This is a genomic window from Streptomyces sp. NPDC002784 (genome assembly GCF_053592135.1).
In genome coordinates this window covers 23,495-40,936 of sequence record NZ_JBSFVD010000029.1, presented here as the reverse complement: position 1 = coordinate 40,936, position 17,442 = coordinate 23,495, and the positions used below count along the sequence as shown (strand labels likewise).

General features: G+C 74.0%; 21 protein-coding genes. 12 read left to right on the top strand and 9 right to left on the bottom strand.

Annotated features, from left to right (window positions below):
* Nucleotides 1–14: 14 nt before the first annotated feature.
* Nucleotides 15–317 carry a hypothetical protein gene (locus ACWD1Z_RS32210; protein ID WP_451123571.1) on the bottom strand — a complete coding sequence of 101 codons (303 nt, stop codon included), beginning with the start codon at nucleotides 315–317 and terminating at the stop codon, nucleotides 15–17.
* A gap of 184 nt (nucleotides 318–501) precedes the next feature.
* On the opposite strand from ACWD1Z_RS32210, the gene ACWD1Z_RS32205 reads away from it, so the two are divergent.
* The 4 genes from ACWD1Z_RS32205 (at nucleotide 502) to ACWD1Z_RS32190 (ending at nucleotide 2,513) form a co-directional block, all read left to right on the top strand.
* Nucleotides 502–858: a PRC-barrel domain-containing protein gene (locus tag ACWD1Z_RS32205; protein WP_451123569.1), complete on the top strand. Its 357-nt coding sequence runs from the start codon at nucleotides 502–504 to the stop codon at nucleotides 856–858.
* A 37-nt stretch (nucleotides 859–895) separates the two neighbouring features.
* Complete coding sequence (locus ACWD1Z_RS32200; RefSeq protein WP_451123567.1) at nucleotides 896–1,066, top strand: hypothetical protein; 171 nt, start codon at nucleotides 896–898, stop codon at nucleotides 1,064–1,066.
* 10 nt (nucleotides 1,067–1,076) lie between these two features.
* Entirely contained in the window at nucleotides 1,077–2,036 is a 960-nt protein-coding gene (locus ACWD1Z_RS32195) for a D-2-hydroxyacid dehydrogenase family protein (protein ID WP_451123565.1), read from the top strand.
* A gap of 153 nt (nucleotides 2,037–2,189) precedes the next feature.
* Nucleotides 2,190–2,513 (top strand): chaplin, encoded by a 324-nt coding sequence (locus ACWD1Z_RS32190; RefSeq protein WP_451123563.1) that lies wholly within the window; start codon nucleotides 2,190–2,192, stop codon nucleotides 2,511–2,513.
* A gap of 120 nt (nucleotides 2,514–2,633) precedes the next feature.
* On the opposite strand, the gene ACWD1Z_RS32185 is transcribed toward ACWD1Z_RS32190, so the two are convergent.
* From ACWD1Z_RS32185 to chpG, 8 genes are all read right to left on the bottom strand, one after another.
* Complete coding sequence (locus tag ACWD1Z_RS32185; protein WP_451123561.1) at nucleotides 2,634–3,500, bottom strand: tyrosinase family protein; 867 nt, start codon at nucleotides 3,498–3,500, stop codon at nucleotides 2,634–2,636.
* Nucleotides 3,484–3,948 (bottom strand): tyrosinase cofactor, encoded by a 465-nt coding sequence (locus ACWD1Z_RS32180; RefSeq protein WP_451123559.1) that lies wholly within the window; start codon nucleotides 3,946–3,948, stop codon nucleotides 3,484–3,486. The genes ACWD1Z_RS32185 and ACWD1Z_RS32180 overlap by 17 nt, the downstream gene beginning before the upstream one ends.
* A gap of 138 nt (nucleotides 3,949–4,086) precedes the next feature.
* On the bottom strand, nucleotides 4,087–4,599 hold the full coding sequence (locus tag ACWD1Z_RS32175; protein ID WP_451123557.1) for a hypothetical protein: 513 nt from the start codon (nucleotides 4,597–4,599) through the stop codon (nucleotides 4,087–4,089).
* 118 nt (nucleotides 4,600–4,717) lie between these two features.
* The gene (locus ACWD1Z_RS32170) at nucleotides 4,718–5,323 is read right to left on the bottom strand and encodes a vitamin K epoxide reductase family protein (protein ID WP_451123555.1); all 606 of its coding nucleotides are present in this window, start codon (nucleotides 5,321–5,323) and stop codon (nucleotides 4,718–4,720) included.
* Nucleotides 5,323–5,820: a DUF5949 family protein gene (locus tag ACWD1Z_RS32165; RefSeq protein ID WP_451123553.1), complete on the bottom strand. Its 498-nt coding sequence runs from the start codon at nucleotides 5,818–5,820 to the stop codon at nucleotides 5,323–5,325. Before ACWD1Z_RS32165 ends, ACWD1Z_RS32170 begins: the two co-directional genes overlap by 1 nt.
* A 188-nt stretch (nucleotides 5,821–6,008) precedes the next feature.
* Nucleotides 6,009–6,296, bottom strand: coding sequence for a hypothetical protein (locus tag ACWD1Z_RS32160; RefSeq protein ID WP_451123551.1), 288 nt, complete (start codon nucleotides 6,294–6,296; stop codon nucleotides 6,009–6,011).
* 191 nt (nucleotides 6,297–6,487) lie between these two features.
* Nucleotides 6,488–7,333, bottom strand: coding sequence for a hypothetical protein (locus ACWD1Z_RS32155; RefSeq protein WP_451123549.1), 846 nt, complete (start codon nucleotides 7,331–7,333; stop codon nucleotides 6,488–6,490).
* A gap of 248 nt (nucleotides 7,334–7,581) precedes the next feature.
* Nucleotides 7,582–7,821 (bottom strand): chaplin ChpG, encoded by a 240-nt coding sequence (gene chpG / locus ACWD1Z_RS32150; RefSeq protein WP_389415936.1) that lies wholly within the window; start codon nucleotides 7,819–7,821, stop codon nucleotides 7,582–7,584.
* 459 nt (nucleotides 7,822–8,280) lie between these two features.
* Here chpG and ACWD1Z_RS32145 point away from each other — a divergent pair, with 459 nt between their 5' ends.
* The 8 genes from ACWD1Z_RS32145 to ACWD1Z_RS32110 are packed head-to-tail and all read left to right on the top strand — an operon-like array spanning nucleotide 8,281 to nucleotide 17,439.
* On the top strand, nucleotides 8,281–9,441 hold the full coding sequence (locus ACWD1Z_RS32145) for a glycosyltransferase (protein ID WP_451123547.1): 1,161 nt from the start codon (nucleotides 8,281–8,283) through the stop codon (nucleotides 9,439–9,441).
* Nucleotides 9,438–10,865, top strand: coding sequence for a sugar transferase (locus ACWD1Z_RS32140; protein WP_451123545.1), 1,428 nt, complete (start codon nucleotides 9,438–9,440; stop codon nucleotides 10,863–10,865). The genes ACWD1Z_RS32145 and ACWD1Z_RS32140 overlap by 4 nt, the downstream gene beginning before the upstream one ends.
* Nucleotides 10,866–10,869: 4 nt before the next feature.
* Nucleotides 10,870–12,168, top strand: a complete 1,299-nt coding sequence (locus tag ACWD1Z_RS32135) for an O-antigen ligase family protein (RefSeq protein ID WP_451123543.1) — start codon at nucleotides 10,870–10,872, stop codon at nucleotides 12,166–12,168.
* Complete coding sequence (gene murJ, locus ACWD1Z_RS32130; protein WP_451123541.1) at nucleotides 12,165–13,814, top strand: murein biosynthesis integral membrane protein MurJ; 1,650 nt, start codon at nucleotides 12,165–12,167, stop codon at nucleotides 13,812–13,814. Before ACWD1Z_RS32135 ends, murJ begins: the two co-directional genes overlap by 4 nt.
* On the top strand, nucleotides 13,798–14,556 hold the full coding sequence (locus tag ACWD1Z_RS32125; protein ID WP_451123539.1) for a polysaccharide deacetylase family protein: 759 nt from the start codon (nucleotides 13,798–13,800) through the stop codon (nucleotides 14,554–14,556). Before murJ ends, ACWD1Z_RS32125 begins: the two co-directional genes overlap by 17 nt.
* Nucleotides 14,553–15,701 carry a glycosyltransferase gene (locus ACWD1Z_RS32120; RefSeq protein WP_451123537.1) on the top strand — a complete coding sequence of 383 codons (1,149 nt, stop codon included), beginning with the start codon at nucleotides 14,553–14,555 and terminating at the stop codon, nucleotides 15,699–15,701. The genes ACWD1Z_RS32125 and ACWD1Z_RS32120 overlap by 4 nt, the downstream gene beginning before the upstream one ends.
* Entirely contained in the window at nucleotides 15,698–16,351 is a 654-nt protein-coding gene (locus ACWD1Z_RS32115; RefSeq protein ID WP_451123535.1) for a lipopolysaccharide biosynthesis protein, read from the top strand. The genes ACWD1Z_RS32120 and ACWD1Z_RS32115 overlap by 4 nt, the downstream gene beginning before the upstream one ends.
* Nucleotides 16,348–17,439, top strand: coding sequence for a GNAT family N-acetyltransferase (locus ACWD1Z_RS32110; protein ID WP_451123533.1), 1,092 nt, complete (start codon nucleotides 16,348–16,350; stop codon nucleotides 17,437–17,439). The genes ACWD1Z_RS32115 and ACWD1Z_RS32110 overlap by 4 nt, the downstream gene beginning before the upstream one ends.
* Nucleotides 17,440–17,442: the final 3 nt, after the last annotated feature.

Genomic DNA, 17,442 nt, shown 5'->3' with positions numbered 1-17,442 from the left:
AGGCCGGGCACGGCTCACCGGCGGTGCCCACGGTCCCGGCGGTCCCGCCGGTCCTCGCGCCGCCACCGCGCCCGGTTCTGACGGCTGTAGCGGCGGTCCCAGCGTTCCTGGCGACTCCGGCGCTCCTGGTACTCCCGGTAGTCCCCGGCACCGGAACGGCCCCCGCGGCCTTGGCCGCCGCCCCGATCGCCGCCGCCCCGATCACGGCCGTGCCGGATCGCGGCGTACACCAGCACCGCCGCGGCCACCCACCAGAGGGGACTGAGAAAGCCGAGGCCGAACAGGACCGCGACGAGGACGAGGAGCAGGACGAACACAGTGGGCCTCCCGGGAGCTGGACACAGCTTCGATACCGGGGACTGGGGCCTCACTCCACAGCGTAGTACGCCGGAAGGCCGCACCGGCATGCCGGCCGACCACCATGGCCGAAACCCGCGGCACGCGGGGCGCGGCGCGGAGATACCCGGTTAGCCTGGAAGAACAGAGGCTCGGAGGCAAGCCATGATTCATGCAGCCGACATCCGCGAGTGGCGCAACCGCAGCGTCGTCGACCCGAAGGGCCACAAGATCGGCGTACTCGAAGCGGTCTACGTCGACACCGCCACCGACGAACCGGCCATGGCCACGGTCCGCACCGGGCTCCCCACCCGCCACCAGCTGGCCTTCGTCCCCCTCGACGAGGCGACCCTCGGCCCGGACTACGTCAGGGTCCCCTACTCCAGGACGCTGGTGAAGAAGGCGCCCTCGGTCGGCATGGACGACATCCTGCCCGCCGAGTCGGAGGAAGCGATCTTCCAGTACTACGACCTGCCCTACCAGCCGGGCCCGGGCGGCGAGCGGAAGCTCGCGCGCCGCTGACCGCCCGCGCTCAGCCGCCCGAGGAGGCGTACGCGTCATGGCCCTCTTGCTGTTTCTGCTGCTGGTCGCCGTCGTGCTGGGAATCATCGGAGTGGCCGCGGAAGGGCTGGGCTACTTGTTGATCATCGGCATCGTGGTGCTGGTGGCCGCGCTGGGCATCACCGCCGTCCGCTGGTCCCAGCGCGCCGGTCACCGCCCCATCCGTTAGGGACTTCACCGTGCCGCTGCGCTGTGCCGTGCTCGACGACTTCCAGCAGGTCGCTACCGGGCTCGTGGACTGGGCGCCGCTCGCCGAGGACGTGGAGGTGGTGTCCTTCGGGTTCCACTTCGGCGACGAGGACGCCCTGGCCGCGGCGCTCGCCGAGTTCGACATCGTGGTCACCCTGCGCGAGCGGGTCCCCTTCCCCGCCTCCCTGTTCGCCCGTCTCCCCCGGCTGCGCCTGCTCGTCGCCTCCGGCATGCGCAACAGCGTCATCGACTACGCCGCCGCCGAGGCCCACGGCGTCACCGTCTGCGGTACGGCCTCCTCCTCCACCCCGCCCGTCGAACTGACCTGGGCACTGCTGCTCGGCCTCGCGCGAGGGATCGTGGCGGAGAGCAACAACCTGCGCTCGGGCGGCCCTTGGCAGTCCACCGTCGGCGCCGATCTGCACGGCAGCCGCCTCGGCCTGCTCGGACTCGGCAGGATCGGCTCCCGGGTGGCGCAGATCGGCCTCGCCTTCGGCATGCGGGTCTGCGCCTGGAGCCAGCACCTCACCGACAAGCGCGCGGAGGAAGTCGGCGTCCACCGGGCCCGGTCCAAGGAGGAACTGCTCGCGGACAGCGACTTCGTCTCCGTCCACCTCGCCCTCGGCGACCGCACCCGCGGTCTGCTCGGCGCCCCCGAACTCGCCCTCCTCAAGCCGACCGCCTACCTGATCAACACCTCCCGCGCGGCCGTCGTGGACCAGGACGCCCTGCTCGCCGCCCTGCACGCGGGCCGGTTCGCCGGCGCGGCCGTGGACGTCTTCGACACCGAACCGCTCCCCGACGGCCACCCGATGCGCACGGCACCCCGCCTGCTGGCCACCCCGCACCTCGGCTATGTCTCCCGGGCCAACTACCGCACCTACTACGGCCAGGCCGTGGAGAACATCAAGGCCTTCCTCGCCGGTTCGCCCGTACGGCAGCTCCCCTGACTCCGCGCTCACACCCCGTCGGACACCGCCAGACGGGTTACAGGACCGGGTGATCTCCCCCCGGGCCCCGTGACCAGCCGTGGGCCCCGGCGTTGAACGGGAAGTCCGGCGGCGCACCCTGCCGCCGGACTCACCGAATCAAAGGAGAACGTGATGTCGCGCATCGCGAAGGCAGCCGCTGTCGCCGTCGGCACCGGTGCCATGGTGGTCAGCGGAGCCGGCCTGGCCCTGGCGGACGCGGAAGCCAACGGCACGGCCGCCCACTCGCCCGGCGTCCTCTCGGGCAATGTGCTCCAGGTCCCCATCCACATCCCCATCAACCTGTGCGGGAACACCGTCAACGTGATCGGCCTGCTGAACCCGGCCTTCGGCAACACCTGCATCAACAACGGCGGCGACGACGACAAGAAGGACGGCGGCCACGACCGCGGCAACGGTCACGACCGCGGCCACGGCAACGGCGGCTACGGCGGCTGACGTCCCCGACGTCTCCGCACCGCCCGTACGTCCCCGTACGGAACAGAGCCCCGGCACCTCCGAGCGCCGGGGCTCTGCCCTGTTCCCGTCTCCCTGCCCCCGCCCCCGCCCCCGCCCCTGTCACGCGTACCGGTAGATGTGGCTCACGTCCTCCAACTGGTCCGGCGTCACGTCCCACGGCGGCAGCTTCTGGTGCCGGGCGACGATCCGCCCCCGCTGTTCGTCGCCTGTCGAGGGCGGCTTGGCCGGCAGATACCGGTGCACCCGGTGCCGCCGCTGCCAGCGCGTCCAGCACAGGTCGACGAAGGCGTGGTGCAGCCAGAACACCGGGTCGTTGACGGAGGCGCCACCGACCATGTCACCGCCGACCCAGCGGTGCACCCGGTTGTGATTGCGCCAGGCCACCGGGCCGCGCCCCGCGCCCCACCCCTCCAGCTTGTTGCGGAACCCCTTGCGGGCGGTCGAGTCCCACGGCGGCGCGTCGTAGACCGGATCCGCCAGCGCCCACTCCAGATCGCTCTTCGTCGGCAGCGCGATCGGATCGCGCACCCGCCCGAGGTCGCGGGTGAGGAACCTGCCGTCCGTGACGTTCTCCCGGAGGGTCCAGTTGCCCTCCGCGTAGGCGAACGGCCCGGTCATCACCTGCCGGTCCGAGCGCCGCCCGGTGCCGCCGAGCAGGTCCGCGGTCCAGGGCGCGGAGGCCGCCGAACGGTCCTTCGTCCAGTCCCAGTACGGCAGCGTCACCGAGGAGTCCACCCGCCGCAGCGCCCGCTCCAGGTCCAGCAGGAACTGCCGGTGCCAGGGCAGGAAGGACGGCGTCATATGGGCCGTACGCAGTCCGCCCTCGCCGTCGGAGACGTAGTACGCGATGTGCATCCGCACGAACTCGTCGTACTCGCCCCGGCGTTTGAGCTCCAGCAGTGCCTTCACCAGCCGCCGACGCTCGGTCCGGGTCAGCGTGCTGACGTCCTTACGCGTGTACGCCATGGTGGCCCCCCGAGCCCGACTCCTCGTCCCGCAGCCGCTCCCCCGGCCCCAGTTCGTCGACCGCCGCCCGGGCCGCGTCCAGCGGGGTGTCGTAGGAGCGGTAGTGGTCGATCATGCTCAGCCAGGTGCCGTCGGCCCGGCGCATCAGGTGCAGGCGTACGCCGTCGACCGTGACGTACCACTGGGCGGCGCCGGCGCTGGGGCCCGCCGACGTCCGGATGCCGCGGAGGCGGCGGCCGCGGTAGGTCTCGTCGAAGGCGATCTCCCCGGGGGCGTCCAGGCCCTGGACGGGGTCCTGCGGCCGGGAGGCCGCGACGACGGGCGCCAGCGTCAGGGCACCCACCGCCGCGACCAGCCCGCGCAGCAGGTCCCGCCGTCCACCCGGTCTCACCGTGCCCAGCGTTCCGGGCTCCGCTTCCACTGCCACTGTGCCGACATCGACGACCATCGTGCGCTCCTCTTCCGGTTGGCTTGTCACAGCGGTAACCCCCACCCGGCCCGCCCGGTCACCGGGTCCGCCCCGGAGACCGGAAAAGCCGAAGGGCCCGGTCGGCGGTGCGCGCCCCGGGCCCTCGCGAAGTCGCGGCTACAGGCCGGGCCCCGTCGCCACGTCGGCGGCCGTCACGGTCTGCACGACCGGGGCCAGCACGCCCGCCTGCGGCAGCTTGGGCTCCGGCAGACCGAAGTTCTCCGGCTTCGGCGGGGTGAGCGGGGCGTCCAGGGTCAGGCCCGGCGCCAGGGCGCGCAGGTCGGAGGCCGGGGCGTGGAGGGCGAGGTGGTCGAATTCGTCGCCGAGGATGCGCGGCAGCGGCGCACGCAGGTCCCCGCCCGGCAGACCGCCGCTGACCGGCAGCTGCGGGATGACCCGCTCGGGGATGAGCCGGCCCTCGACGTACCGCGGGCCGTCGGGGGAGCCCGGCACCGGCACCGGGATCTCGGCGCCGAGCTGGGGCAGTTCGATGTTGAGGGACTTCTCCACGCCGTCCAGCGGCACCGGGACGGGGACCGTGCCGACCGCGGCGGCGGGGGTGGCGCCGGCTACCGCGGCCGCGAGGCCCGTGACGACGGCGGCGAGGGTTCCTCGGGTGGTCGACTTCATCTCAGCTACGGTCCCTTCCAGGGGTTCGATGGATCGGCGTCCGTACCGCACAACGACTCCGGGATCACCTCCAGCGCACAATTCCCCCGATCGCCGCAGTAGTACGACCTACGTCCTGTCAGCTCGTCCAGAAGTCCCACCAGCGGGTGAGGATCAGCATCCCGACCACCCCGAGGTGCACCACCGCGAGCACCCAGGTGAACTCGCCGAGGAAGGCGACCGCCCGGCCCGGCGCGGGCAGCAGCCGCTCGCGCACGACGAGCGAGGTGACGTACCAGAAGAGGACGATGGTGGCGATCCACGCCAGACAGCACCACAGGCACAGGGCGTTGATCCGGTACAGCGACTCGTACTGGAGCCAGGACACGAACCCGACGCCGAACAGACAGCCCGCGGCGAGGGTCAGCCAGTACCAGCGCGGGAACCGGGCACCGGCCAGCAGGCTGACGCCGACGCAGCCGACGACGGCGTAAGTGACCAGGCCCAGCATCGGGTTGGGGAATCCGAAGGCCTCGGCCTGGTCGCTCTCCATCACGCTGCCGCAGGACACCACCGGGTTCAGGCTGCATCCCGGGGTGAAGTCCGGGTCCTCCAGCAGCTTGAACTTGTCGATGGTGATGACCCAGGAGGCCAGCAGCCCGGCGGCGCCGGTGAGCACCAGCAGCAGGGCGAACCCCCGCCCCGCGCCCACGGTCCGCGCGGTCCGTCCCGCGGCCGTGGCCATCAGCCGCGCGGGGTGCGGGCCGGGAGCACGATGTGCGCGGCGGCGTTCAGGGTCTCGTCGGCGCCGACGAACTCGGCCAGCGCCTCGGGCGCGATCGGCTTGCCGGGCTGGGCCTCGGGCCAGGGCCGGGTGGTGAACACGAAATAGGCGTAACCGCGTTCGGCGACGGCCTCCAGCCACTCCTGGGGCGGAGCGCACCGGCAGTTGAAGCCGGGCATGCTGACGACGGCCTGTCCGCCCTCGACGAGCAGGCTGACCGGGAGGCTGGGCTGGGCCGCCCCGTCGACGAGGTCCCCGTCGACCGGCAGTCCGTTGTTCTCCAGCAGCGCCGTTACGGCGTCGACCGAGCCCTCCGGTCCCCCGGCACCGTCGCCGAGGGTGTAGGCGAGCAGATAGGGCATGTCGCCACCGGGGGCCTCGCCGCTCCAGGCCATCACGACGAGCGTGCCGAGGTCGGCGGCACGGAAAGCGTGGCTTTCGCTTGAGGTTGAGGTCACCGCGCGACCTTATCGACGCACCGGAACGGCTCCGGAACACTTCTCACCCGACCGGGCGACGTCCCGCCTGCTGTCCACACGAACGAGTTACCCGTGCCTCGAACGAGGCCCGGCGACTCGGCGGCACATACCGAGCGCCGATTCCGTGCGCCACGAAATCGGCCGATCTCGGTGCGGAATTGCCGAATTCAGCTCTGCAAGGGGAGCCCGCCGAGCAGTCCGCTCTGGTTCAGGGTGGTGGTGGCGTCCTTCACGGTGCTGAGCATGGAGTCCTTGTTCTCGGTGTTGAGCGCGTTCGACTGGTTCTGGAGCGGCATCGCGTCAGCGGGCGACAGGCGGCCACTGGTGAGCGTGTTCCAGGCGCCGTTGAGGCTGGTGGGCGTGAGGTCGGCGGTGCTGTGGGCGAACGCGGGCGCGGCGGCACCGGCGACGACCAGGGAACCGGCAACGACAGCGGCGGCCTTCAGGGACTTCATCGTGTTCCTTTCTTCGGCAACTCACAGTCGCCGCAGGGAATTCTGACGCCGTGCCTAACGACCTGGCGACGGACCGGAAACCCTGGGCCCGCATCCTCATATGAGATCCAAGAAAGACGGAGAGAAATACGGAAAGCCGTTGTGCCGGTCAAGTCGACCGGCACAACGGCTTTTTGCGGTGTCTCCGTGTGCTAGGAGGTGAGCGCCGGAGCGGCCGGTGCGGCGGGTGCGCTCGGCAGTTGCGGCAGCCCGGCCAGGGTCGGGGCGGGCAGCTTGCCGCCGAGCAGGGTGGCGGCGACCACGTCGACCAGATCGGTCAGCAGCCCGGTGACGGACGAGGTCACCTTGCCGACGTCGCCGTCGGTGAGGGCGGCGAGCAGGGAGTCGACGCCCTTCTGGAGGGCGGCCAGGGCGTCCCCGACGAGGTCGGCGGGGACCTGCGCGACGGGCGCCTTGGCGTCGTCGCCCTTGCTGAGCGTCGGCAGCGTGGCCGGCAGGCTCGGCGCGGCGGGCAGCGCGGGCGCGGCCGACGCGCTGGGCGCGGCGGGGGTGCTGGGCGCCGTGGGGACGGCCGGCACGTCCGGCGCCGTGGGAACAGCCGGGGCCGTGGGAACAGCCGGGGCAGTGGGGACAGCCGGGGCAGTGGGGACAGCCGGGGCAGTGGGAACAGCCGGCGGGGTGGGGACGGTCGAGGTCGCCGAGAGGTTCGCGGCCGGAGCGGCGGCCGAGACCTTGGCGATGGCGTCCTTGGCGGCCTTGCCGAGCTTCTCGGCGTCCGCGGCGGACAGCCGGCCCTCGTCGGCCTTGAGCACGCCGGTCAGCAGGTCGGTGACCGGCGTGAGCACACCACCGATGTCGCCCAGGGACTTGACCTGGGCGAGAAGCGCTTCCGCGTCGGGGACGGGCGCGTGGGACGCCGCATGGGTGCGCTCACGGGCGGAGTCGTCGGCGGCCATCGCGGCTGGACCGGCGATTCCGAGCAGGAGGGTGGCGCACAGCGCGGAGGACGCGATACGCCGTGCGGGCAGAGCACGCATGGGTGTTCCTTTCGGTGGTGCTTCCTTCTTGTGCCCACCGTGAGATCGCCCCTCGCGCTCTGCAACCGTTCGAGCGCCTCCGGTCACCACCCGTACGCCGTACGGACGGCGTCATGCCTGATGAAAGGCGTGTCAAGGCTGCCCGTGCGAGTCGGTGCGGGGATGCCCCGTTCGGGGTAACGCGAACCGGCCGCCCCACCGTGGCGGATCCACGGAAGTGCGGCCGGTCAGAAGGTCTGGCGACGACGTCAGTCGTTGATGCAGGTGTTGCCGAACGCCGGGTTCAGCAGACCGATCACGTTGATCGTGTTGCCGCAGACGTTGACCGGGATGTGGACCGGGACCTGGAGGACGTTGCCCGACAGGACGCCCGGGGAGTGGGCGGCGACGGCCTTCGCGTCGGCGTCGGCGGCGGCGATGCCGGCGCCGCCCGCAACGGCCGCGGCGGCAACGGACGTAAGGACCAGGCCCTTCGCGATACGCGACATGGAGAGGTGCTCCTTGGGGTTGACACAAACAGCCGGGCGGGGATGCCCGGCGCTGTGTCAACGCGCAACGCGCACCGGGGTTGTGCCGCCAATGGGGTGATCCGGTGACCAGTCCGGCTTCACCAATCCGACACACTTGTCCGGTTTCGACGGATTAATACGGATAGCAACTAGAGTTGCGGGCCTCCAGACGCGCCCCTATTGCCAGCCCATCGCACCGTCCCCTCGCCGTTCTCCCGAAAGGCATCCCGGTGATGCGCCACTGTCTGGGCCCGCCACGGCTCCGCCCTGTTCGAACCGAGCACGGCACCGCGAGCCGGTGGTGACCCGTGGGCCGTCCGGCTCGTTTCCCAGCGGGACGCAGTGTGCGCCGGCGCGCTTCTGGTCGCCGTCGACGCCCAGAGCCGGGGCGCGATCCCGCCCGTCCCCCGCGACACCCGTGAGCGAGGAAACCGCGCAATGCACCTGTCAGCCACCGACCCTCCGCCTCGGGTCCTCCATCTGACCCAGCCCGTGGAGGGCGGGGTCGCCCGGGTCGTGACGGACCTGGTACGCGCCCAGCTCACCACCGGACTGCACGTCACGGTCGCCTGCCCCGACAGTCCGCTGAGCGCGACCCTGGGGGCGCTCGGCGCCGACGTACACGCCTGGCCCGCAAGTCGTGCGCCGGGCCCGACTCTTGTTCGAGAGGTACGGCGTCTGACGCAGGTGATCGAGGCGGCACGGCCCGATCTGGTGCACGCGCACAGCGCCAAGGCCGGGCTCGCCGGACGGCTCGCGGTACGCGGGCGGATCCCGACCGTCTTCCAGCCGCACGCCTGGTCGTTCGCGGCGGTCGGCGGCGCCATGGCCGCCTTCGCGCTCAACTGGGAGCGCCAGGCAGCCCGTTGGGCCTCACGCGTGGTGTGTGTGAGCGAGGCGGAGCGGGTGACCGGGGTACGCGCCGGGATCCGCGGCCGGTACACGGTCATCCCCAACGGCATCGACCCCGAGCATTTCCGCCCCGCCGCCGCGGGCCCCGTACGCGCCGGGCTGCTGCCGGACGTCGATCCCGGGGCGCCGCTTGTGGTGTGCGTGGGACGGCTGTGCCGGCAGAAGGGGCAGGACGTCCTGCTGCGGGCGTGGGACTCGGTGGCGGAACGGGTGCCCGGGGCCCGGCTCGTGCTGGTCGGCGACGGCCCCGACGCCGGGTCACTGCGGGCCCGGGCGCCCGAGTCGGTGCTGTTCGCGGGGCCCGTCACCGACGCCGGCCCCTGGTACCAGGCCGCCGATCTCGTCGTCCTGCCCTCGCGCTGGGAGGGCATGGCGCTCGCCCCGCTGGAGGCGATGGCGTGCGGGCGTCCGGTGGTGGTGACCGATGTGGACGGCGCCCGGGAGAGCCTGCCCCCCTCGCTGGAGCCGCACTGCCTGGTGCCGCCGCGCGACCCGGCCCGGCTGGCCACGGCCGTCACCGAACTGCTGCGCGACCCGCTGCTGCGCGAGTCCCTCGGCCATCAGGGGCGCCGGCACGTCCGGTCCACGCACGACACGCGGCACACGGCCGAGGCGGTCGCGGAGGTCTACCAGGACCTGCTGGCCCGCCGCGTGCCCACCGAGCACAGGGAGTCCATCCACTCGTGACTGCCGACAGCACCGTCCCCTCGCCCGGCGGGCAGCCACGGGACCTGCCTGCCTCGCCCGTCTCCCTCATGCCGCCGCGCGGCGCGGCCCCGGGGTTCCGCTTCCCGGCCCGCAGACCCCGCCCGCGGCCCGCCTCCCCCGTACCGCTGCTGGCTGCCGACACCGCCGCCGCCCTGCTGGGCGCCTGGGCGCTCACCGGCGCCCAGCTCCGCCCGCTGCCGGCCGCGCTGCTGGTGGCCGCCGCGCTGCTGCTGCGCCCGCAGCCGTCCCGGACCGCGACCGGCGTACTCGACGAACTGCCCGCCATCTGCGGCCGGACCGCGGTGGCCTGGCTGGCGCTGGCGACCGCGGTCGCCGCGTACACCCCGGACCAGGCGCTCTCCGCGCGCACCCTCGCGCTCGGCTTCCTGACCCATGCGGCGGCCGGCTGCGCGGCCCGCGGTCTGGTGCACCGGCACCGGGCCGGCGCGCTGCTCGCCCGGCCGCGCGCCGCCCTCGTCATCGGCCCGGCGGCCACCGCCCAGCGCGTGGCCGACGGCGTGCTGCGCCACCCGCGGTGCGGGGTGCGGCCGGTGGGCATCGTCGCCGACGACCCGGACGGCACCGAAGGGCTGCCCGTGCTGACCACCGGCGAGGAGGTCGAGCGGGCCCTGATCCAGAACGGCGTCCGTGACGTCCTCGCCGTGCACCCCTCCGTACGGTCCGAACGGGCGCCGCTGCTGCGGGCGCTCGCCGGGTCGGGGTGCGCGGTGTGGGAGGTCGACGCGGACTCCCCGACGTACGCCACCCGCGACCAGCTCGCCGGGTTCGCCTGCCGCCGCCTCGACCTGGGCACCACCCGGCGCCGCGGCAGCGCGGGCAAGCGGGCCCTGGACATCACGGTGTCCGGGGCGCTGCTGCTGCTGGTCAGCCCGATGCTGCTGCTCTGCGCGGTGGTGCTGCGGCTGACCGACGGGCCCGGGGTGGTCTTCCGGCAGGAGCGCATCGGCAAGGACGGGCGCCCCTTCACCCTGCTGAAGTTCCGCACCCACCGCCCGGTCGACGAGCACGAGGCGGCCACCCGCTGGAGCGTCGCCGGCGAGGCGCGCATGTCGTGGTTCTGCCGCTTCCTGCGCCGCACCTCGCTGGACGAGCTGCTCCAGCTGTGGAACGTGCTGCGGGGCGACATGAGCCTGGTCGGACCGCGGCCCGAACGCCCGTACTTCGTGGGGAAGTTCAGCCAGACCTACCCCGGCTACGCGGCCCGCCACCGGATGCAGACCGGTATCACCGGGCTGGCCCAGATCCACGGGCTGCGCGGTGACACCTCCATCGAGGACCGGGCCCGCTTCGACAACGCCTACATCGACAACTGGTCGCTGTGGCAGGACATCTGCATCCTGCTGCGCACGGCGTCCGCCCTCGTCCGCCCGACGGGAAGCTGAACCGGTGGCCGGCCTCGCCCTCACCCCGCCCCGGGCCCACCCCGCCCTCACCCCGGCCCTGCCCCTGGTGGCGGTCGTCGCCCTGCTCGCCCTGCCCCTCGGCGCCGGCGGCGAGGGCGGCGCCGGCCCGGCCGACGCGCTGTCCGCACTGGTGGTGCTGTACTGCGCGGTCCGGGTCGTACGGGACCGGCGGCGCCCCCTGTCCCGTACGGCCGCCGTGGTCCTCGGCCTGCCCGTGCTGGGGCTCGCGGTCGCGGCCATGGGCGCGGCCTCGCCGGGTGCGGGGCTCACCGGCATGGGCCGCTATCTCCAGGTCTTCGTCCTGGTCCCGGCGGCCGTCCTGCTGCTGCTCCGGGACCGGTCCGACTTCCGGCTGCTGGCCTGGTCGTTCGTCGCCCTCGCCGGGTGGCAGGGGGCCCTGGGGGTGCACCAGTACGTGACCGGCACCGGCGCCTCCTACCAGGGCGAGCCGGTCCGGGCGGTCGGCACCTTCGGGGCGCAGGACGTGATGGGGATGGCGACCGTGGTCTCCCTGGGCCTGGTGTGCGCGCTGGGTCTGGCGCTCGGCCGCACGCCGGTACGGCAGCGGATGATCGCCGCCGGCTGCGCCCTCGCCCTGCTCCTGCCGCTCGCCCTCTCCTTCAGCCGGGGCGCCTGGATCGCGACCGCGGTGGCCTGCACGCTGCAGCTGGCGCTCGCCGGGCCGCGCCGGGCGCTGACGGTGGCCGCGGCGGTGACGGCGGTGGCCGTGATCCTGGTGGGCGGGTTCGGCCTCGGCTCGGCGATGCTGCAGCAGCGGATCAGCAGCATCACCCAGGTCACCGACGCCCCCGACCAGTCCGTCACCGACCGGTACACGATGTGGGCGGCCGCCGCCGGCATGTGGCGCGAACAGCCGCTGACCGGCGTCGGACTGAAGGGTTTCCCCGAGCACCGGGACGCGCACGCCTCCCTGGCGCTGTCCGCCGCGAGCGACACCGAGGGCGCGGGCGCCGGGTTCCGCAAGCAGCCGCTGCTGTCCCCGCACAACATGTACCTCCTCGTCCTCGCCGAGCAGGGTCTGATCGGCCTGCTCGCGCTCGCGGGCGGCTGGCTGGCACTGCTGGTGTGCGCCCTGCGCAGGCTCCGCGGGACGACCGCCCCGGACTGCGGGCTCGTCGCCTGCGGGCTGCTGGTGTGGCAGCTGACCGACTTCGCGTACGCCGACATCGGCGGTCCCTCGACCGTGCTGACCGCGGTCTGCCTGGGCCTCGTGGCGTGGTGGGCACTGGCCCCGAGGACCGGGGAGGGCCCGGCACGATGACGGTGACGCCTCCGCGGACCGGAGCCGACGGCCCGGCGATCCTGCCCCCGGCGCGCTCCGGGGAGCCGGGGCCGGTGCGGGACGGCACCGGACTCGCCCCCGTCTCCGGGAAGTTCCTGGCCCGGGCCACCCTGCTCACCGCCGTGCTGTCCATCGCCGGCGCCCTGCTGGGGCTGGCCCGCGACCAGGCGCTGGCCCGGCTGTTCGGGGCGGGCACCGAGACGGACGCCTTCCTCGTCGCCTGGACGGTGCCGGAGTTCGCCTCGACCCTGCTGATCGAGGACGGGCTGGCCTTCGCCCTGGTCCCCGCGTTCAGCCTGGCGCTCGCCCGCCGCGCCCAGGGCGCCCCCGGCGACCCGGTCCGCTCCCTGGTCGCCACCACGCTGCCGAAGCTGACGCTCACCCTGGTCGCCGCGGCGGGCCTGGTCGTCGCGACCGCCCCCTACCTGGTCGAGGCCCTCGCCCCCGGCCTGCCCGACCCCTCGCTCGCCGTCGACTGCACCCGCCTGACCGCGACCTGCGTGCTGAGCTTCGGGCTCGCCGGGTACTGCAGCGCGGCCCTGCGGGCGCACCGCCGCTTCCTGGCGCCGGCCGCGATCTACGTGGCGTACAACACCGGCATCATCACGGCGATGTTCGTCCTCGGCGGCCACTGGGGGGTGCGTTCGGCGGCGGTCGGGGTCGCGGTGGGCGGCGCCTTGATGGTCGTCATCCAACTGCCGTTCGTGCTGCGGCAGCTGCGGCGCAAGCCGGTCGCTTCGGAGGCGGCGCCCGGCGACGCTCAGGCGGTGTCGCTCGGGCTGGTCGCGTCGGTGCTGCTGTTCGCGCTGTGCCGTCAGTCCCAGGTGCTCATCGAGCGTTTCCTCGCCTCCACGCTGCCCGCCGGGTCCATCTCGCATCTGAACTACGCGCAGAAGGTGGCCCAGATCCCGATGACGCTCTCGCTGATGCTGTGCACGGTCACCTTCCCGGTGGTGGCGCGGGCGGTGGCCGAGGGCGACTTCGAGCGGGCCCGCGTCCGGGTGGAGCGCGATCTGGCGCTGGCCGCCTGCGTGGTGCTGCTCGGTGCCGCCACGGTCATCGCCTGCGCCCCGCAGATCGTCGAACTCCTCTTCCAGCGCGGCGCGTTCACCGCCCGGGACACGGCGGCTACGGCGGACGTCATGCGCGTGTACGCCCTCGGGCTGCTCGGCCAGACCCTGACCGGCGCCCTGATCCGCTCCTACTTCTCGGCGGGCCGCCCCAGCTGGTACCCGCTCGCGACGATGACCGTCGGCATCGCCGTCACCTGCTGCCTGGGCGCCTGGTCCGTGGCGCCCTGGGGCGTGGCCGGGATCGCCGCCGCCAACGCCGCCGGCATCACCGTCACCGCCCTGCTGCTGCTCGCCGGAATGCGCCGGCGGGCCGTCCCGATCGGCACCCGGCGGGTGCTGGGCGAACTGAGCAGGCCGACAGCGGCCGCGGTGCTCGCCACCGCCGCCGGCGCCCTGGCCGCCGCCCGCTTCGACACCGCCCTGCCCGCCCTGGCCGCCGGGGCCACGACCGTGACCGGCGTGTTCCTCCTGACCGGCTGGGCCCTCGGCGCCCAAGGCCTCGCCCCTGTCCGCACCGTCACGCAAAGGCTCCGCCATGTCCGTCTCCGTTGACACCGGCCCCCGCCTCGGGCCCCGCCCAGGACCGGCCCCGTGGGTGGCGATGTACCACTCCGTGGGCGACTGCTCCGACGACCCCTACCGGATCACCGTCACCCCCGAGCGCCTCGGCGAACAGCTCGGCCGGCTGCGCCGCCGGGGCCTGCGGGGCGTGTCCGTGGCCGCCCTGCTCGCCGCCCGCGCCCGGGGCGAGGGGCACGGCCTGGTCGGGCTCACCTTCGACGACGGGTACGCCGACTTCGTCGACCACGCCCTGCCCGTGCTGCGCCGACACGACTGCGGCGCCACCCTGTTCGTCCTGCCCGGCAGGCTCGGCGGCGACAACGCCTGGGACCCGCTCGGCCCGCGCAAGCCGCTGCTGACCGCCGACGGCATCCGGCACGCCGCCGAGGCCGGAGTGGAGATCGGCTCGCACGGCCTGACCCATGTCGACCTGACGCAGGCCGACGACGCCCTGCTGCGCGCCGAGACCGCCGAGAGCAGAGCGCTGCTCTCGGAGCTGACCGGTGCTCCGGTCGACGGCTTCTGCTACCCGTACGGCACGGTCGACGCCCGCGCCGTCGAGGCGGTCCGGGCGGCCGGCTACACCTACGCCTGCGCCATCGATCCCGGCCCGCTCACCTCCCTGCACGCCCTCCCCCGCGTCCACGTCGGCCAGAACGACACCGCCGTACGCCTCTATCTCAAGCACCGTCTGCACCGGCTGCGCCGACGCCCCGTGGCGGGCCTGCGGTGAAGGCCCTGCACATCATCACCGGTCTCGGGGTGGGCGGCGCCGAGCAGCAACTGCGGCTGCTGCTGCGGCACTTGCTGGTCGACTGCGATGTCGTCACGCTCACCAACCCGGGCGCGGTCGCCGACGGCCTGGTCGCCGACGGCGTGCGCGTCGTCCACCTCGGCATGGCCGGCAACCGCGATCTCGCCGCCCTGCCCCGGCTGACCCGCCTGATCCGCACCGGCGGCTACGACCTGGTCCACACCCACCTCTACCGCGCCTGCCTCTACGGCCGGCTCGCCGCCCGCACCGCCGGCGTCAGGGCGGTCGTGGCCACCGAACACTCCCTCGGCGACTCGCAGATGGAGGGGCGGCGGCTCAGCCCGGGGGTGCGCGCCCTGTACCTGGCGGGCGAACGCCTCGGCCGCAAGACGGTCGCCGTGTCGCCCACCGTCGCCGACCGCCTCAAGCGCTGGGGGGTGCCCGCACCCCGGATCGAGGTCGTCCCCAACGGCATCGACCTGGACCGCTTCCGCTTCGACCCGGCGCGGCGCGTGCGCACCCGCCGCCGTCTCGGGCTGCCCGAGGACGCGTACGTCATCGGCGGCATCGGCCGGCTCGCCGCGGGCAAGCACTTCGGCACCCTGGTGCGAGCCCTCGCCCATCTCCCCGAGGATTGCTGGCTGCTGCTGGTCGGCGGCGGCCCCGAGGAGAGCGTCCTGCGCCGTACCGCGCACGAGGCCCGGGTCGCCGACCGGGTCCTGTTCACCGGCGAACGCCCCTACGTCCCCGACGGCTCCCCCGGCCCGGACCTGCCCTCCCTCACGGCCGCGATGGACGTCTTCGCCTCCCCCTCCCCGGAGGAGGCGTTCGGCCTGGCCGCCGTGGAGGCGCTGGCGAGCGGACTGCCCGTGCTCTACACCTCCTGCCCGGCGATCGAGGACATCCCCGCCGAGGCCGCGCCGGCCGCCCGCCGGGTCCGGGGCGGCCCCGAGGAGTTCGCCCGCGCCCTCGCCGCGACCCGCGCCGAGGGCCCCCGGCCGCGCACCCCCGCCGAGGCCGCCCTGCACTACGGCATCACCCGCAGCGCCGCCCGGCTGATGGACGTGTACCGCACCGTCACCGCCCCGTCGTCCCCGTCACCCCAGGAGGTCAGTCCCGCATGACCGACACCCTCACCGGGCAACGCCGCCCGATCGCTCCCCTGGTCCGCGCGAAAGCCCTGCCACCGTGGTCCCTGATCGTGGCCGGCGCCCTCGCCGGCGGCCTGCTCGGCGGCGCGTACGGCCTGGTCAGGACGCCGACCTACACGGCCACCAGCTATGTCGTCGCCGTCCCCGGCGAGAAGTCCGACCCGGTCTCCGCGCTCGGCTTCGCCCAGGCGTACGGCCGGGTCGCCACCCAGCTCGCGGTGCTCGGGGACGCCCAGGTGTGGGCGGGCGTCCCGGTGTCGACGCTGAAGGAGAGCGTGCGGACCGCGACCTCCCCGGACGCCCCGATGGTCGCCGTCACCGCCACCTCCGAGCGCGCCGATCTCGCCGCCGACATGGCCAACGCCGTCTCCCGCGCCCTGACCCGGCACGCGAACGACGTCGAGAAGTCCACCCACGTCGAGCTCCAGCAGTTCGCCCGCGCCACCGAGCCCACCGAGCCCTCCTCGGCGTCCGCCGGGGTGACCGGGCTGGTCGGCGCGAGCGCGGGCGGACTCCTCGGCGGCCTGGCGCTGCTGGTGCGGCCCCGGCGCGGCGCCGCGGACCCCGGGCGTCCCGCCGTACCGGGCCCGGCCTCCGCCGCCGACGTCCGCGGACAGCTGTGACGTACACGACCGAACTCGTCACCGACGAGGCCGCCTTCGCCGACCTGTCCGCCGACTGGTCGCGGCTGTACGGCAGTTGCGCCACCGCGACCCCGTTCCAGAGCCACCCCTGGCTGCACTCCTGGTGGCTGTCGTACGGCTGTCCCGGGCGGCTCCGGGTGGTGCTGGTCCGCGACCGGGACGAACTCGTCGCCGCCGCCCCGCTGATGCGGGTGCGCCGCCCGCTGCCCGCGCTGGTGCCGCTCGGCGGCGCGATCTCCGACTACGGGGACGTGCTGCTGGACGACGAGCGCGGCGAACCGGCGGTCGCCGCGCTCACCGACGGCCTGGCGGCAGCCGCCCGCACGGCCCTGATCGATCTGCGCGAGGTCCGCCCGGGCGGCGCGGCCGAGCGGATCTACGACCACTGGCCGGGCCCGCGCAGCCGGGTGCCCGACTCCCTGTGCCTGGAACTGCCCGCCGCGCCGATGCCCGAGCTGATCGCCCGGCTGCCCCTGGCGAAGACCCAGCAGCGCGCCCGCGCCAAGCTGCGCAGGCTGGCCGCGCTCGGCATCCAGCGGCACGTCGTGGAGCCGGCCGAGGTCGACAAGGCGCTGCGGCGGCTGCTGGAGCTGCACGAACTCCAGTGGCAGGGCCGCAAGGTGACGCCCGAGCACCTGCGCCCCCGCTTCCGGGACCATCTGGTGCGCGCGGTCGGCCCGATGGTGGCCGGCGGGGACGCGGTCGTCACCGAGTTCCGGCTAACCGACGACGTGGTTGCCGTCGATCTGACGCTGCTGTCGCCCAGTCTGGCGGGTGGCTACCTGTACGGCGCCCATCCGTGTCTGCGGGAGCGCAAGGCGGACGTGGCGGTGATGCTGCTGGAGGCGTCCACCGAGTACGCGCGCGGCACGCTGAGCCTGCTGCGCGGCAATGAGCCGTACAAGCACCACTGGCGGCCCGAACCGGTGGAGAACCGGCGGCTGCTGCTGGCCCGGCGGCGCACCGCCCCGCTGCTGGCGGCGGCGCTGGGCGCGGTCGCCGCCCGGCGTCAGGGCAAGGAACTGGTGCGCCGCTGGAAGGAGCGCGACGGTGGCGGCAGGTCCTGACGG

Coding starts and splice junctions, on each gene's coding strand:
- murJ (WP_451123541.1), top strand. CDS start 12,165: ATGACGGTGACGCCTCCGCGGACCGGAGCCGACGGCCCGGCGATCCTG.
- ACWD1Z_RS32115 (WP_451123535.1), top strand. CDS start 15,698: ATGACCGACACCCTCACCGGGCAACGCCGCCCGATCGCTCCCCTGGTC.
- ACWD1Z_RS32145 (WP_451123547.1), top strand. CDS start 8,281: ATGCACCTGTCAGCCACCGACCCTCCGCCTCGGGTCCTCCATCTGACC.
- ACWD1Z_RS32155 (WP_451123549.1), bottom strand. CDS start 7,333: ATGCGTGCTCTGCCCGCACGGCGTATCGCGTCCTCCGCGCTGTGCGCC.
- ACWD1Z_RS32185 (WP_451123561.1), bottom strand. CDS start 3,500: ATGGCGTACACGCGTAAGGACGTCAGCACGCTGACCCGGACCGAGCGT.
- ACWD1Z_RS32205 (WP_451123569.1), top strand. CDS start 502: ATGATTCATGCAGCCGACATCCGCGAGTGGCGCAACCGCAGCGTCGTC.
- ACWD1Z_RS32175 (WP_451123557.1), bottom strand. CDS start 4,599: ATGAAGTCGACCACCCGAGGAACCCTCGCCGCCGTCGTCACGGGCCTC.
- ACWD1Z_RS32180 (WP_451123559.1), bottom strand. CDS start 3,948: ATGGTCGTCGATGTCGGCACAGTGGCAGTGGAAGCGGAGCCCGGAACG.
- ACWD1Z_RS32125 (WP_451123539.1), top strand. CDS start 13,798: ATGTCCGTCTCCGTTGACACCGGCCCCCGCCTCGGGCCCCGCCCAGGA.
- ACWD1Z_RS32200 (WP_451123567.1), top strand. CDS start 896: ATGGCCCTCTTGCTGTTTCTGCTGCTGGTCGCCGTCGTGCTGGGAATC.
- ACWD1Z_RS32190 (WP_451123563.1), top strand. CDS start 2,190: ATGTCGCGCATCGCGAAGGCAGCCGCTGTCGCCGTCGGCACCGGTGCC.
- ACWD1Z_RS32170 (WP_451123555.1), bottom strand. CDS start 5,323: ATGGCCACGGCCGCGGGACGGACCGCGCGGACCGTGGGCGCGGGGCGG.
- chpG (WP_389415936.1), bottom strand. CDS start 7,821: ATGTCGCGTATCGCGAAGGGCCTGGTCCTTACGTCCGTTGCCGCCGCG.
- ACWD1Z_RS32160 (WP_451123551.1), bottom strand. CDS start 6,296: ATGAAGTCCCTGAAGGCCGCCGCTGTCGTTGCCGGTTCCCTGGTCGTC.